This window comes from Cellulomonas sp. P1_G12_2 (assembly GCF_056405535.1).
Genome location: NZ_JBFUBX010000004.1, coordinates 68,755 through 83,171 on the forward strand (window position 1 = coordinate 68,755; position 14,417 = coordinate 83,171).

13 protein-coding genes are annotated in these 14,417 nt (G+C 70.0%); all 13 read left to right on the forward strand.

Going from position 1 to position 14,417, the window contains the following annotated elements; translation table 11 throughout:
• Window positions 1–58 precede the first annotated feature (58 nt).
• The 13 genes from AC1DXT_RS14280 to AC1DXT_RS14340 all read left to right on the forward strand — a co-directional run bounded on the left by AC1DXT_RS14280 (window position 59) and on the right by AC1DXT_RS14340 (window position 14,404).
• A complete protein-coding gene (locus AC1DXT_RS14280; RefSeq protein WP_477061971.1) occupies window positions 59–1,429 on the forward strand; it encodes a replication-associated recombination protein A in 1,371 nt (456 codons plus the stop codon).
• Window positions 1,430–1,628: 199 nt separating this feature from the next.
• Window positions 1,629–2,255: a 30S ribosomal protein S4 gene (gene rpsD / locus AC1DXT_RS14285; protein WP_056095024.1), complete on the forward strand. Its 627-nt coding sequence runs from the start codon at window positions 1,629–1,631 to the stop codon at window positions 2,253–2,255.
• Between the two features lie 111 nt (window positions 2,256–2,366).
• A complete protein-coding gene (locus AC1DXT_RS14290) occupies window positions 2,367–2,735 on the forward strand; it encodes a DUF948 domain-containing protein (RefSeq protein ID WP_056095021.1) in 369 nt (122 codons plus the stop codon).
• The gene (locus AC1DXT_RS14295; RefSeq protein ID WP_477061972.1) at window positions 2,735–3,100 is read left to right on the forward strand and encodes a hypothetical protein; all 366 of its coding nucleotides are present in this window, start codon (window positions 2,735–2,737) and stop codon (window positions 3,098–3,100) included. Before AC1DXT_RS14290 ends, AC1DXT_RS14295 begins: the two co-directional genes overlap by 1 nt.
• A gap of 40 nt (window positions 3,101–3,140) precedes the next feature.
• Window positions 3,141–5,819, forward strand: coding sequence for an alanine--tRNA ligase (alaS, locus tag AC1DXT_RS14300; RefSeq protein ID WP_477061973.1), 2,679 nt, complete (start codon window positions 3,141–3,143; stop codon window positions 5,817–5,819).
• 1 nt (window position 5,820) lies between these two features.
• On the forward strand, window positions 5,821–6,390 hold the full coding sequence (gene ruvX, locus AC1DXT_RS14305; RefSeq protein ID WP_477061974.1) for a Holliday junction resolvase RuvX: 570 nt from the start codon (window positions 5,821–5,823) through the stop codon (window positions 6,388–6,390).
• Window positions 6,391–6,448: 58 nt separating this feature from the next.
• Window positions 6,449–7,597 carry an endolytic transglycosylase MltG gene (gene mltG / locus AC1DXT_RS14310; RefSeq protein ID WP_477061975.1) on the forward strand — a complete coding sequence of 383 codons (1,149 nt, stop codon included), beginning with the start codon at window positions 6,449–6,451 and terminating at the stop codon, window positions 7,595–7,597.
• A 2-nt stretch (window positions 7,598–7,599) separates the two neighbouring features.
• Window positions 7,600–8,412, forward strand: a complete 813-nt coding sequence (locus AC1DXT_RS14315) for a shikimate dehydrogenase (RefSeq protein WP_477062288.1) — start codon at window positions 7,600–7,602, stop codon at window positions 8,410–8,412.
• Window positions 8,413–8,501: 89 nt separating this feature from the next.
• Window positions 8,502–10,178: a GspE/PulE family protein gene (locus AC1DXT_RS14320; RefSeq protein WP_477061976.1), complete on the forward strand. Its 1,677-nt coding sequence runs from the start codon at window positions 8,502–8,504 to the stop codon at window positions 10,176–10,178.
• Between the two features lie 121 nt (window positions 10,179–10,299).
• Window positions 10,300–11,886 (forward strand): type IV pilus twitching motility protein PilT, encoded by a 1,587-nt coding sequence (locus AC1DXT_RS14325; protein ID WP_477061977.1) that lies wholly within the window; start codon window positions 10,300–10,302, stop codon window positions 11,884–11,886.
• A complete protein-coding gene (locus tag AC1DXT_RS14330; protein ID WP_477061978.1) occupies window positions 11,886–13,118 on the forward strand; it encodes a type II secretion system F family protein in 1,233 nt (410 codons plus the stop codon). The genes AC1DXT_RS14325 and AC1DXT_RS14330 overlap by 1 nt, the downstream gene beginning before the upstream one ends.
• A 161-nt stretch (window positions 13,119–13,279) precedes the next feature.
• Window positions 13,280–13,723, forward strand: a complete 444-nt coding sequence (locus tag AC1DXT_RS14335) for a type II secretion system protein (RefSeq protein ID WP_477061979.1) — start codon at window positions 13,280–13,282, stop codon at window positions 13,721–13,723.
• Window positions 13,724–13,975: 252 nt separating this feature from the next.
• A complete protein-coding gene (locus AC1DXT_RS14340) occupies window positions 13,976–14,404 on the forward strand; it encodes a type II secretion system protein (protein WP_477061980.1) in 429 nt (142 codons plus the stop codon).
• Window positions 14,405–14,417: the final 13 nt, after the last annotated feature.

Sequence of the window (14,417 nt, forward strand, 5' to 3'; positions counted from 1 at the left end):
CACCAGATCGCCGTGATGGCGTCTCTCGGACGTGGGTCCTCGTGCGTACCCTGCCCGCATGGACCTGTTCGATGCGGTGACGTCGACGGCCACCGGCCTGCCCGCCGTCGGTGCCGGTGCGCCACTCGCCGTGCGCATGCGACCGCGGGACCTGGGGGAGGTGGCCGGCCAGGAGCACCTGCTCGTCGGGGGCTCGCCGCTGCGCCGTCTGGTGGAGCCGGCCAACGAGGCCGCCCGCCGGGCAGCGCCGACCTCGGTGGTCCTGTGGGGACCGCCCGGCACCGGCAAGACGACGCTCGCCTACCTCATCGCCGCCACGTCCGGCCGCCGGTTCGTCGAGCTGTCGGCGGTGACCGCAGGTGTCAAGGACGTGCGCGCCGTGATCGAGGACGCCCGTCGGCGGCTGGCGACGGACGGCACCGAGACCGTCCTGTTCATCGACGAGGTGCACCGGTTCACCAAGGCGCAGCAGGACGCGCTGCTGCCCAGCGTGGAGAACCGCTGGGTGACCTTGGTGGCCGCCACCACGGAGAACCCGTCGTTCTCGGTGAACTCGCCGCTGCTCTCGCGTTCCCTGCTGCTCACGCTGCAGCCGCTGGACACCGAGGACGTGCGTCGCCTGGTGCGCCGCGCGGTCGAGGACGAGCGGGGCCTGGACGGCTCGATCAGCCTGTCCGAGGACGCGGAGGAGCACCTGCTGCGCCTGGCCGGAGGCGACGCGCGCAAGGCACTGACCATCCTCGAGGCCGCCGCCGGTTCCGCCCTGTCCGAGGACGACGCCGTCCCACCCGTCGCCGTGGACCTCGCGACGATGGAGCGGGCCATCGACGTCGCCGCGGTGCGCTACGACCGCGACGGCGACCAGCACTACGACGTCATCAGCGCGTTCATCAAGTCGATGCGCGGCTCCGACGTCGACGCCTCGCTGCACTACCTCGCGCGGATGATCGCCGCGGGGGAGGACCCCCGGTTCATCGCCCGCCGGATCGTCATCGCCGCCGCCGAGGACGTGGGCATGGCGGACCCGAGCGCGCTGCAGACGGCGGTCGCGGCCGCTCAGGCTGTCGCACTGATCGGTATGCCCGAGGCGCGGATCATCCTGGCGGAGGCCGTCGTGCACCTGGCGACGGCCCCGAAGTCGAACGCGGCGTACACGGGCATCGACAGGGCGCTGGCCGACGTGCGAGCGGGTCGTATCGGGTCCGTGCCGCCCCACCTGCGCGACGCGCACTACCCGGGGGCGAAGCAGCTGGGGCACGGGACGTCCTACCTGTACGCGCACGACCAGCCGCACGCGGTGGCCGCCCAGCAGTACCTGCCCGACGAGCTGGTGGGCACGCGGTACTACGAGCCGAGCGACCGTGGGTACGAGCGCCAGGTGACCGAGCGGCTGGACCGGATCCGCGCGATCCTCGACGAGCAGGGCTGATTCGGGTTTCACCGCCGCCGCAGGGTAGAGTGTCACGGTCGTCCGCGGGACGGGTGTGCATCCACGCCCCCAGCTCGGACGGCCACCTGGGGCCTTAGCCAGCGTCGGAACAAGACACGGCGCACCACACGGTCGGCCCCACGCCCGGCGGAGCTCTCCGACTTCGGGTGTGACGTCTACAACGACAGGAAGTAACTCTGTGAGCAGCGTGACCCGCTCGCGTCGCCAGGTGCGCCTTTCCCGCGCCCTCGGCCTCGCGCTGACGCCCAAGGCCGTCAAGCACTTCGAGAAGCGGCCGTACCCCCCCGGCGAGCACGGCCGTGCGCGTCGTCGCACCGAGTCGGACTACGCGGTCCGCCTCCGCGAGAAGCAGCGTCTGCGCGCCCAGTACGCGCTGCGCGAGAAGCAGATGGCTCGTGCGTACGAGGATGCCCGCAAGGCCCCGGGCCTGACCGGTGAGGCGCTCGTCGAGAACCTCGAGACGCGTCTCGACGCCCTCGTCCTGCGTTCCGGCTTCGCCCGGACGATCCTCCAGGCCCGCCAGGTCGTCGTGCACCGTCACATGCTCGTCGACGGCAAGATCGTGGACCGTCCCTCCTTCCGCGTGAAGCCGGGCCAGACGCTCCAGGTCAAGCCGAAGAGCCAGGCGACCGTGCCGTTCCAGGTCGCCGCCGCCGGTGCCCACCGCGACGTGCTCCCCACGGTCCCGGGCTACCTCGACGTGCAGCTCGAGAAGCTCAGCTCCGTCCTGGTCCGTGCCCCCAAGCGCGCGGAGATCCCCGTGACGTGCGAGGTCCAGCTGGTCGTCGAGTACTACGCCCGCTGATCTGATCTCCTCACGGACGCCCCGCCGCGCAGCTGCGCAGCGGGGCGTCCGTGCGTTCAGGACAGGTAGGGTTTCGGCGGGGTCGACGACCCCAGGACCAGGAGGCTGGACATGTCGGTGGGTGACGTCGCGGGTCTGATCGCCGCGATCGCGTTCGTGCTGCTCGTGGGCTTCTTGGCGGTCCCCTTGATCAAGCTGGGACGCGTGCTGGACGAGACGCGGACCTCGGTCAAGGAGATCACCGACCACACCGTGCCCGTGCTCGACGAGACCGCCACGCTCGTGGCGTCCTCGAACACGCAGCTGGCGAACATCGACACGGTCACCACGGCGGCCGCGCAGGTCTCGGAGAACGTCTCGGCGTTGACGTCCCTGTTCGCCGCCACCGTCGGATCGCCCATGATCAAGGTCGCCGCCTTCTCGTACGGCGTGCGCCGGGCGCTGTCCGGTCTCGCGGCGAGCGCGCGCCGGAGCCGATGATGGCCCGCCGCCTCACCTGGCTCGCGGTCGGGGTCGTCGTCACGGTCGTCGTCCTGCGCAAGGGGCGCACGATCGTCGAGACGTACCTGCCCGCCGGGACGACCGACGCCGTCGACGGTGTCCAGCGGGTCTCGCACGCGGTCGCCACCCTGAAGAGCGAGTTCCTCGCCGGGATGGCCGAGCGCGAGCAGCAGCTGCGGCACGACCTCGTGGGCGACGCCGACATCGACGCGCTCCGGGCGGAACGGCCCGAGCGGGTCGACAAGCTGCGCAGCGCGTGGTCGGCCCGGTCCTCCCGCCACGGCGACGACTGGGCGGGTCCCACCGAGGACCCCGACGACGACGACGGCTACACCTTCTTCTAGGCACCACCCCGATCACCACAGAACGACGACGAGGACACCGATGCGTACCGCCGAGATCCGCCAGCGCTGGCTCGACTACTTCGAGGGCAAGGGTCACGTCGTCGTCCCCTCGGCCTCGCTGATCTCGCCCGACCCGTCGACGCTGTTCGTCATCGCCGGCATGGTGCCCTTCATCCCGTACATGCTGGGGGAGCAGACCGCGCCGTGGCCGCGCGCCACCAGCGTGCAGAAGTGCGTGCGCACCCTCGACATCGAGGAGGTCGGCAAGACCACCCGGCACGGCACGTTCTTCCAGATGAACGGCAACTTCTCGTTCGGGGACTACTTCAAGGAAGGCGCGATCACCTTCGCCTGGGAGCTGGTCACCGGGTCGCGTGAGTCGGGCGGGTTCGGCTTCGACCCCGACACGATCTGGGTGACCGTCTTCCACGACGACGACGAGGCGGCCGACCTGTGGAAGCAGATCGCCGGGCTGCCCGACGAGCGGATCCAGCGCCGGGGCTGGAAGGACAACTTCTGGTCCACCGGTGCGCGCGGGCCGTCCGGTCCCTGCTCGGAGATCTACGTGGACCGCGGTCCCGAGTACGGCGCGGAGGGTGGTCCCGTCGTCGACGAGGACCGGTACCTCGAGATCTGGAACCTCGTCTTCATGCAGTACGAGCGCGGTGACGGGGGCGGCAAGGAGAACTTCCCGATCCTGGGCGACCTCAAGCAGAAGAACATCGACACCGGCATGGGGCTCGAGCGCGTCGCGTACCTGCTGCAGGGCGTCGACAACCTGTACGAGATCGACGAGGTCTTCCCCGTCATCCAGGGCGCACAGGAGCTGTCCGGCAAGCAGTACGGCGCGGTGCACGACGACGACGTCCGGATGCGCGTCGTCGCCGACCACGTGCGCAGCGCGCTCATGCTCATGGGCGACGGCGTCACGCCCTCCAACGAGGGCCGCGGCTACGTGCTGCGCCGCCTGCTGCGCCGTTCCATCCGGGCGATGCGCCTGCTGGGCGTCGACGACCTCGCGCTGCCGTCGCTGCTGCCCCTGAGCAAGGACGCGATGAGCCCGTCCTATCCGGAGCTGGCGGCGAACTTCGAGAAGATCAGCCAGGTCGCGTACGCGGAGGAGGACACCTTCCGCCGCACGCTCGCGGCGGGGACGACGATCCTCGACACCGCGGTGCAGGCGGCCAAGTCGTCTCCCGAGCCGTTGCTCACGGGTTCGCAGGCGTTCCAGCTGCACGACACCTACGGCTTCCCGATCGACCTCACGCTGGAGATGGCGGCCGAGCAGGGCGTCTCCGTCGACGAGACCGCGTTCCGCACCCTGATGAAGGAGCAGCGGGACCGCGCTCGGGCGGACGCGCTGGCCAAGCGCGCGGGCCGCGCCGACACGGCGGCCTACCAGGAGCTGCACAGCACGCTGAGCAGCGAGACCGCCAAGCCGGTGCAGTTCATCGGCTACACGGACGCGACGGCACGCTCGCGCGTGGTCGGCCTGCTGGTGGACGGCGTCCCGGCGCCGGCCGCGACCGCGCCCGCGGACGTGGAGGTCGTGCTCGACGTGACCCCGTTCTACGCCGAGGCGGGCGGGCAGCTGGCGGACACCGGCGTCATCCTGCTCGACGGCGGTGCCCGCATCGAGGTCGACGACGTCCAGGCGCCGGTCAAGGGTCTGTCCGTGCACCACGGGCGGCTGGTCGACGGCACGGTGACCTTCGGCGAGTCCGGTACCGCGACCATCGACGTCGACCGCCGCCGGGCGATCGCGCGCGCCCACACGGCCACGCACCTGGTGCACAAGGCGCTGCACGAGTCCGTCGGGGAGAGCGCCACGCAGGCGGGCTCGCTCAATGCGCCGAGCCGGCTCCGGTTCGACTTCCGGTCGCCCTCGGCGACCCCGTCGCAGGTCGTCGCGGAGATCGAGGCTCGCGTCAACGATCGGCTGCAGGACGACCTCGAGGTCACCGACTCGGTGATGAAGATCGACGAGGCACGTGGCCGGGGCGCGATGGCACTGTTCGGCGAGAAGTACGGCAACGAGGTCCGCGTCGTCGACATCGGCGACGGCTGGTCGCTCGAGCTGTGCGCCGGCACCCACGTCAAGCGGTCCGGCGAGCTCGGCCTCGTCACCCTGCTGTCCGAGTCCGCGATCGGCTCCGGCGTGCGGCGTGTCGACGCGCTCGTCGGTGCGGGTGCGTACGGGTACCAGGCGAAGGAGCGCGCGCTCGTCGGACAGCTCTCGGGCCTGCTCGGGGCGCGTCCCGACGAGCTCTCGGAGCGGGTGTCCTCGCTGCTCACCAAGCTCAAGGACTCCGAGAAGGAGCTCGCAACCCTGCGCCAGGCGACGCTGCTCGCGCAGGCCGGCGCCCTGGCGTCCGGCGCGCAGACCGTGGGGGAGACCCGCGTGGTCACGCACGACGCCGGCGAGGTCGGTGGCGACGAGCTCCGCACCCTCGTGCTCGACGTCCGTGTGCGGCTCGGCGAGGCGTCGCCCGCGGTCGTCGCGATCGGAGGCGTGAGCAAGGGACGGCCGGTCGTCGTCGTGGCGACCAACGCGGCCGCGCGGGAGCGTGGCGTGCGCGCCGGGGCTCTCGTCCGAACGGCGTCCGGGATCCTCGGCGGCGGCGGGGGCGGCAAGGACGACCTGGCTCAGGGTGGCGGCACGGATCCCGCGCGGCTCGCCGAGGCACTGGCGGCGGTCGCCACGGCGGTGAGCGGCTGACGTGCCCGCCGCCCCTGATCCCGACGCGGCCGTCGTCCGCGGCCCCCGGCTCGCCGTCGACGTCGGCTCGGTCCGCGTCGGGCTCGCGAGCAGCGACCCCGACGGGCTGATCGCCACGCCGGTGGCCACGCTCGCCCGTGCGACCGGCACGAAGGGTCGGCTCCCTGCCGACCTCGCGCAGGTGGTGCGGGAGGTGCAGGAGCGAGGTGTGGGTGTTGTGTACGTGGGACTCCCGATGCACTTGTCGGGTGCCGAAGGTTCCGCATCTGCGGCCGCGCGCGCGTACGCTGTCCAACTGGCGCAGGCCGTCGCACCCGTCGCGGTGCGGTTGGTCGACGAGCGGATGAGCACGGTGTCCGCCCATCACGCGCTGCATGCGTCCGGCCGATCCGGACGCAGCCACCGGCAGGTCGTCGATCAGGCGGCCGCGGTGGTGATCTTGCAGTCCGCGCTGGACGCGGAGCGTGCGTCGGGACGACGTCCCGGTGAGCGGGTCCCGGTCGACCCAGGACAGCACGTTCCAGTGGCGCGCGGGGGGGCTGCGGGCGACGCACGGACGACTGTGGAGTGACTCGCACGTGACCAACAGCCAGACCGACCGCTGGGCCCCTGGAGAACGGAGCGACGAGGTGAGTGATCTCTTCGGCGGCGACACCCGCGTCGCCCCTCCTGAGCACCGGCCCTCGCGATCCCGCGGTCGAGCCAAGGAGCAGCGCGAGCGCAAGCGTCGCCGTCGTCGCTCGATCTGGGTGCTCGTCGTGGCCCTCCTCATGGTGGTCGGCGCCGCCTACGTGGTCGTCGAGCTGATGGGCGGCTTCTTCCAGGGTCAGGGAGGCTCCGGCAGCGGGGTCAAGGACTACACCGGGGTCGGTCACGGCAGGGTGGAGATCGTCATCAAGCCCGGCGACACCGGCGCGGACATGGCGACGACGCTCGTGGACGCCGGGGTCGTCGCCACCGCCAAGGCCTTCAACGACGCCTTCGCCGCGAACCCGCAGGCAGGCTCGATCCAGCCGGGCACCTATTCGATGCTGCTCGAGATGAAGGCCTCCGACGCCGTCACCGCGCTTCTCAACCCGTCGAGCCGGGTCTCGTTCAAGGTCACGATCCCCGAGGGGCTCACCAAGGACCAGATTGCGACGAAGCTCAGCGAGAAGATGGCCGTCCCCGTCGAGGACGTCCAGGCCGCGATCGCGGACCCCGCTGCCATCGCGCTCCCGGCCGAGGCCAACGGCAACGCCGAGGGCTGGCTGTTCCCTGCCACCTACGATATCCAGCCGGACGCCACGCCGGCGAGCGTGCTGGCGCAGATGACCGCGCAGACCGTCGCCGTGCTGACGCAGAAGGGTGTCCCGCAGGACCAGTGGGAGACCGTGCTCAACAAGGCGTCGCTGGTGGAGCGCGAGGCGAAGCTCCCCGAGGACCGGCCCAAGGTGGCCCGTGCCATCGAGAACCGGCTCGACAAGGAGATGGTCCTGCAGATCGACGCGACGGTCGCCTACGGGCTGGGCATCTCGGGCATGGACCTGACCACGGAGATGACGCAGGACGACTCCAACGCCTACAACACCTACACCCACCTCGGGTTGCCGCCGTCGCCGATCGCCTCCCCGGGTGCGGTGTCGATCGACGCGGTCCTCAACCCTGAGCCGGGTGATTGGCTCTTCTGGGTGGCGGTCAACCTCGACACCGGGGAGACCCGGTTCGCCGTCACGAACGAGGAGCACAACGCGAACAAGGCACTGCTTCGTCAGTGGCAGGCGGAGAACAGCGGGTGACCATCGCCGCCCCTCGACGGGCGGCGGTGCTCGGGCACCCGGTGGCGCACTCGCTGTCACCGACGCTGCACCGTGCCGCCTACGCGGCGCTGGGCCTCGACGGCTGGCGCTACGACGCCGTCGACGTCACCGAGGCTGAGCTCGAGGCGTTCGTGCGCGGGCTCGACGGCTCCTGGGCGGGGCTGAGCCTGACCATGCCGCTCAAGCAGACGGTCATCCCGCTGCTCGACCACGTCGAGCCGCTCGCCGAGGTGGTCGGTGCGGTCAACACCGTGCTGTTCCAGGGCCGCACGCTCGTCGGCGCCAACACGGACGTGCACGGGATCGTCGCCGCCCTGGGCCTGGACGGCCCGGTCGGGACCGCGGCCGTGCTCGGCGCGGGCGCCACCGCGTCGTCGGCGCTGGCCGCACTCGCGCAGCTGGGCTGCACCTCCCCGGTGGTCTACGTGCGCGCGGTCGCACGGGCCGGCGGTCTCATGCGTGCCGCGCACCGGATGGGGGTCACCCCGGTGTACCGCACGCTCGATCACGCCGGCGAGATCGGGCAGGCGGACGTCGTCGTGTCGACCCTCCCGCCGCACGCCGCCGATCCTCTGGCGGGCCGGCTCGAGCACGCCGCGGGCACCCTCCTGGACGTCGCGTACGACCCGCGCCCCACGGCGCTGTCCCTCGCCTGGGCGGCTGCCGGGGGAGTGGTGGTGGGCGGTGAGCAGATGCTGCTGCACCAGGCCGCCGAGCAGGTCCGCCTGATGACCGGGCACCCGGCACCTCTTGCCGCGATGTCGGCCGCCCTCGAGGACAAACTCAGCGGCTGACTTCCTCAGGCACGTCGACCTCCCTGCCGATGTCTACAGAGACATCCGCGCGGCCAGCACCCGGCCGCCAGCTCGACGGAGGGACGCGCGTGAAGCAGCTCGGGGAGATCCTGCTCGACGACGGACTGGTCACGGAGGCGCAGCTGCTCGCCGCGCTGGACGAGACGTTGGCCCGGGGCACGACGTTGGGACGCACGCTGGTCGAGCTCGGGGTCCTCACCGAGTCCCAGCTGGTCAAGGCGCTCGCCAACCAGGTCGGCATGGACTTCGTCGACCTCGACGACTACCCGGTCGACCGCATGGCCGTCAGCCTGGTCCCCGGCGCGCTGTGCCGCCGCTACTCCGTGCTTCCCGTCGCTCTCGAGGGCGGGTCGATCGTGCTCGCGACCTCCGACCCCGGCAACGTCATGGCGGTCGACGACGTGCGCTCCGTCTCGGGCATGTCCGTCATCCCTGTCATCGCCACGCACGACAACCTGCTGCGCGCGATCGACCGGTACTGCCGTGCCGACGACGAGATGGAAGACCTGTCGCAGGCGTTCGAGGACGCCGACGCCGAGGCCGAGGCCGACCTCTCCAAGATGGCGGAGATCGGCAACGAGGACGCGCCGATCGTGCGGTTCGTCAACCTGCTGGTGACGCAGGCGATCACCGACCGGGCCTCGGACATCCACATCGAGCCGTCCGAGCACGACCTCCGGGTCCGCTACCGGATCGACGGCGTGCTGCACGAGACCCAGCGGGCGCCCAAGCAGATCACCGGCGGCGTCATCAGCCGCGTGAAGATCATGAGCGACATCGACATCGCGGAGCGCCGCAAGCCCCAGGACGGCCGCATGTCCGTGGTGCACAACGGGCGCAAGATCGACCTCCGGGTGGCCACGCTGCCGACCGTGTGGGGCGAGAAGATCGTCATGCGAATCCTCGACAACTCCACCGCGAGCCTCGACCTGCGCGACCTGTCGTTCCTCGAGTCGAACTACGAGGTGTACCGCGAGTCGTACACCAAGCCGTACGGGATGATCCTGGTCACCGGGCCGACCGGATCGGGCAAGTCGACCACGCTCTACGCGACCCTCAATGCGGTGTCCAAGCCGGAGATCAACGTCATCACGGTCGAGGACCCCGTCGAGTACCGGCTCGCCGGCATCAACCAGGTCCAGGTGAACGTGAAGGCCGGCCTGACGTTCGCCGGGGCGCTCCGATCGATCCTGCGGTCCGACCCCGACGTCGTCCTCCTCGGTGAGATCCGCGACCACGAGACCGCGCAGATCGCCATCGAGGCCGCCCTCACCGGTCACCTCGTGCTCTCCACGCTGCACACCAACGACGCGCCGTCCGCCATCACCCGTCTGACGGAGATGGGCATCGAGCCGTTCCTCGTCGGTTCGGCCCTGGACGCGGTCGTGGCCCAGCGGCTCGCGCGCAAGCTCTGCAACAAGTGCAAGGAGCCGTACACGCCGACCCCCACGGAGCTCCTCGCGGCCCGTTTCCCGTGGGTCGACGGGGAGCCGCTGCCGGAGCTCATGCGCCGGGTCGGCTGCGCCACGTGCTCCAAGACGGGGTACCGGGGTCGGCTCGCGCTGCACGAGGTCATGCGGGTCACCGAGGAGATCGAGCGCCACGCAGTCGCTCACTCGTCGTCCGCCGACATCGCTGCGACGGCGGTGAAGCAGGGCATGATCCCGCTGCGCGACGACGGCTGGCACAAGGTCGCGCTCGGGCAGACCTCCATCGAGGAGATCCTGCGCGTCGTCGTCACGTAGTAGCGACGCGTGCTGATGCCTCAAGTCGGGCATCCGCACCGCCGATGAACGGTCCAGGACGAAGGCCTGGTACCGGCACGCCCGTGCCGGTCGAACCGGGTGACCACGTGGAGGGAATGACGTGAGCGAGAACTATCAGGCACCCGCGGGGGAGCCCTCGCGGCCGTTGCCGCCCTACCGACCCGTCGGACCGCAGGCGGGGGCGCCGGCGATGTTCTCGCCGATCCCGTCGCAGAGCACCGCGCAGCAGGCGCCGCCCAGCCCACCGCCGTACCAGGCGCAGGCTCCGGCCGCGCCCGGGGCCGCCTACCAGGCCGGTCCGTCCGGTCCGCCGCCCTACACGCCGCCGCCCGCCGCGCCGGCGACGTCGTTCTCGCCCCAGGGGCCGACCACCTCCGCGATGGGCGCCACCCGGGTCTTCATGCCGGCCCAGGCTCCGGCTGTCGGCGCTCCCGGGCACGTCCCCGCGCCCCAGGCCCCGGCCGAGCCCGCAGCGCCCGCTCCGGCCGCCCCGGCCCGCGACCGCGGGCAGCGCCGCGGCATGGGTCAGGAGCAGCAGGAGGGTGACCTCCCGATCGACGAGATCCTCACCGAGATGGTCCGGCTCGGTGCGTCCGACGTGCACCTCACCACCGGCACGACGCCGATGGTGCGCATCAACGGCTCGCTCAAGGCGCTCGACGGCTTCGGCCAGGTGATGCCGGAGGGTCTGCGCCGCACGCTGTACGCGTTCCTGACGCAGAAGCAGCGGGAGAAGTTCGAGACCAACCTCGAGCTCGACCTGTCCTACTCCGTGCGCGGTCTCGCGCGGTTCCGCGTGAACATCTACCAGCAGCGCGAGTCCATCGGCGCCGCCTTCCGCGTGATCCCCTACGAGATCAAGCCGCTCGAGGCGCTCGGTATCCCTGCGGTCGTCGGCACGTTCGCGGGCATGCCGCGCGGGCTCGTGCTCGTCACCGGACCCACCGGCTCCGGCAAGTCGACCACCCTCGCCTCGATCGTCGACCTCGCCAACCGGACGCGCGAGGACCACATCATGACGGTCGAGGACCCGATCGAGTTCCTCCACCGGCACAAGAAGTGCGTGGTCAACCAGCGCGAGGTCGGCCAGGACACGCACTCCTTCGCCAACGCCCTGAAGCACGTGCTCCGGCAGGACCCCGACATCATCCTGGTCGGCGAGATGCGCGACCTCGAGACGATCTCGGTGGCCCTGACCGCGGCCGAGACCGGTCACCTGGTCTTCGCCACGCTGCACACCCAGGACGCGGCGCAGACCATCGACCGCGTCATCGACGTGTTCCCCGCGCACCAGCAGTCCCAGGTACGCACCCAGCTGGCCGGTGCCTTGCAGGGGGTCGTCTGCCAGACGCTGGCCAAGCGCTCCGACTCGCCGGGCCGGGCGGTGGCCACGGAGGTGCTCGTCGCCACCCCCGCCATCCGCAACCTCATCCGTGAGGGCAAGACCCACCAGATCTACTCGGCGATGCAGGCAGGCGCCAAGCAGGGCATGCACACCATGGACCAGCACCTGTCCGAGCTGGTGAAGACGGGCAAGATCACCTACGAGACCGGGCTGGAGAAGTGCCATCACGTGGAGGACTTCAACCGACTGACCGGCCGCTTCTCCGGCGGCTCGCAGGGCGCCGCCGGCCTGGGTGACCAGGCCAGCATGGGTGGCTCCGCCTTCGGAAGCCAGGCCTTCTGATGGCCGGCGGGACGAAGACGTACGAGTACGCCGTCCGGGACAAGGGCGGCAAGATCGTCAAGGGTCGCGTCGAGGCGACCAACCAGGCGGCAGTGGCCAACCGGCTGCGGGAGATGGGGCTCGCCGCCGTCTCCATCTCCGAGGTGTCGACCGGCGGCATGAACGCCGAGATCAACATCCCGGGCTTCGGCGGCAACAAGATCACGCTCAAGGACCTCGCGATCATGTCGCGGCAGCTCGCCACGATGATCGACGCCGGCCTCTCACTCCTCCGGGCTCTGACGATCCTGGCGGAGCAGACCGAGTCCAAGCCGCTGGCGAAGGTCGTCGCGCAGGTGCGCAACGACGTCGAGATCGGCACCGCGTTCTCGACCGCGCTCGGCAAGCACGTCGACGTCTTCCCGCCGCTGATGATCAACATGGTCAAGGCCGGCGAGGTCGGTGGTTTCCTCGACCAGACGCTCGTGTCGGTCGCGAACAACTTCGAGGCCGAGGTCAAGCTCCGCGGCAAGATCAAGTCCGCGATGACCTACCCGGTCGTGGTGTTCGTCATCGCGATCCTGGCCACTGCCGGCATGCTGCTGTTCATCGTCCCGGTCTTCGCAGGGATGTTCTCGGACCTCGGCGGGACGCTCCCGCTCCCGACGCAGATCCTCATGTGGATGTCGCAGGCCCTCAAGATCACGATCATCCCGCTGATCATCGCGCTCGTGATCTTCACCGTGTGGTGGGGCAAGCACAAGAACGACCGGGGCATCCGCGAGCGCCTGGACCCGTGGAAGCTCAAGGTGCCCGTCTTCGGGCAGCTGTTCCGGAAGATCGCGGTCTCGCGGTTCACCCGCAACTTCGGCACCATGATCCACGCCGGCGTCCCGCTCCTGCAGGCGCTCGACATCGTCGGTGAGACGAGCGGCAACCTCGTCATCGAACGTGCGGCCAAGGCGGTTCAGGAGTCCGTCCGACGCGGCGAGTCCCTGGCCGGGCCGTTGTCCCAGCACCCGGTGTTCCCACCGATGGTCGTGCAGATGATGGCCGTCGGTGAGGACACCGGAGCGCTCGACACGATGCTGGCCAAGGTCGCCGACTTCTACGACGACGAGGTCGAGTCGACCACGGAGCAGCTCACGAGCCTGATCGAGCCGCTCATGATCGTCGTCATCGGCGCGATCGTCGGTTCCATGGTCATCGCCATGTACATGCCCATCTTCGGTGTGTTCAACCTCATCAACTGATCTCCCTGCAGTGACGCGGACGGGTGAATGCCGACTCTCCGCCGAGGCCCGCTCAAGAGTGCGTCCGCCGCGGCCGATTGATCCCTTGCACCACCCGAACAGACGGCCTCCGGGCCGTCAATGAATCCGCACATTCCTTCCTGACTCCCTGGGAGATCGGCATGATCGCTCGCGTCCGCACGTCCATCGAGAAGAGGGATAAGGGCTTCACCCTTATCGAGCTCCTCGTCGTCATGATCATCATCGGCATCCTTGCCGCCATCGCGATACCGGTGTTCCTGAGCCAGCGCCAGAAGGCTCGTGACACGTCGACCAAGGCAGACGTCTCGACGCTCGGCAAGGAGATCGCCACCTATTTCGTCGACGGCACCGGCACGCTGGCGATCACCTCCAGCGGGACGGACCCGGTGTCCCTCACGTTCTCCGACGGCGCCGGCTACACCAGCGGCGCGATCCGACTGAGCAACGGCAGCGTGCTCACCAGCGATGACGCCGACATCGTCAGCGACTCGAACTGGTGCGTCTCGCTCAAGAACGACAACGGCAAGGTGGTCGACTACCAGTTCACCGCCACCGGCGCGCTGTCGACAGGCGCCTGCCCCTGATGCACGGCTCCGCCGCCTGACGGCCGGGAGGGATCTCGTGATCCCTCCCGGCCGCGGTCGTTCCGGCTCGGAACACGGGTGGAGCGTCCGTTCGGGTGAAACCCAGAGAATTCCCCGTCGAGTGCTCAACCTGCTCGACCTCGACGCCGATCCAGCAGCGTATGACTGAACCGCCTCGTCGAAGATGGCGTCGCGGGATGGAAATGACAACTCGACCGCAACTCACACCTGGAGCACAGCATGATTGCTCGCATGCAGAAGTCCATCGACGAGAAGGACAAGGGCTTCACCCTTATCGAGCTCCTCGTCGTCATGATCATCATCGGCATCCTCGCCGCGATCGCGATCCCGGTCTTCCTGAGCCAGCGCCAGAAGGCCCGCGACACGTCGACGAAGGCCGACATCTCCACGATCGGCAAGGAGATCGCGACCTTCTTCATCGACGGCACCGTTGCGCCCTCGGTCTCGCAGGCGGCCATCGGCGGCGACGTCACGGCGGCCGGCTCCACCATCCGCGTGAGCACCGGCACGGACGTGACGGACTCGACCGCCACGAGCATCGTGAGCGACACCGCGTGGTGCGTCCAGGCCACGAACGCTGACGGCAAGCAGAAGGTCTACAGCTACTCGGCCGACAAGGGCCTGCGCCCCGGCGGTTGCACCGCTGCGACCAACTCCTGATCGACCTGCTGCC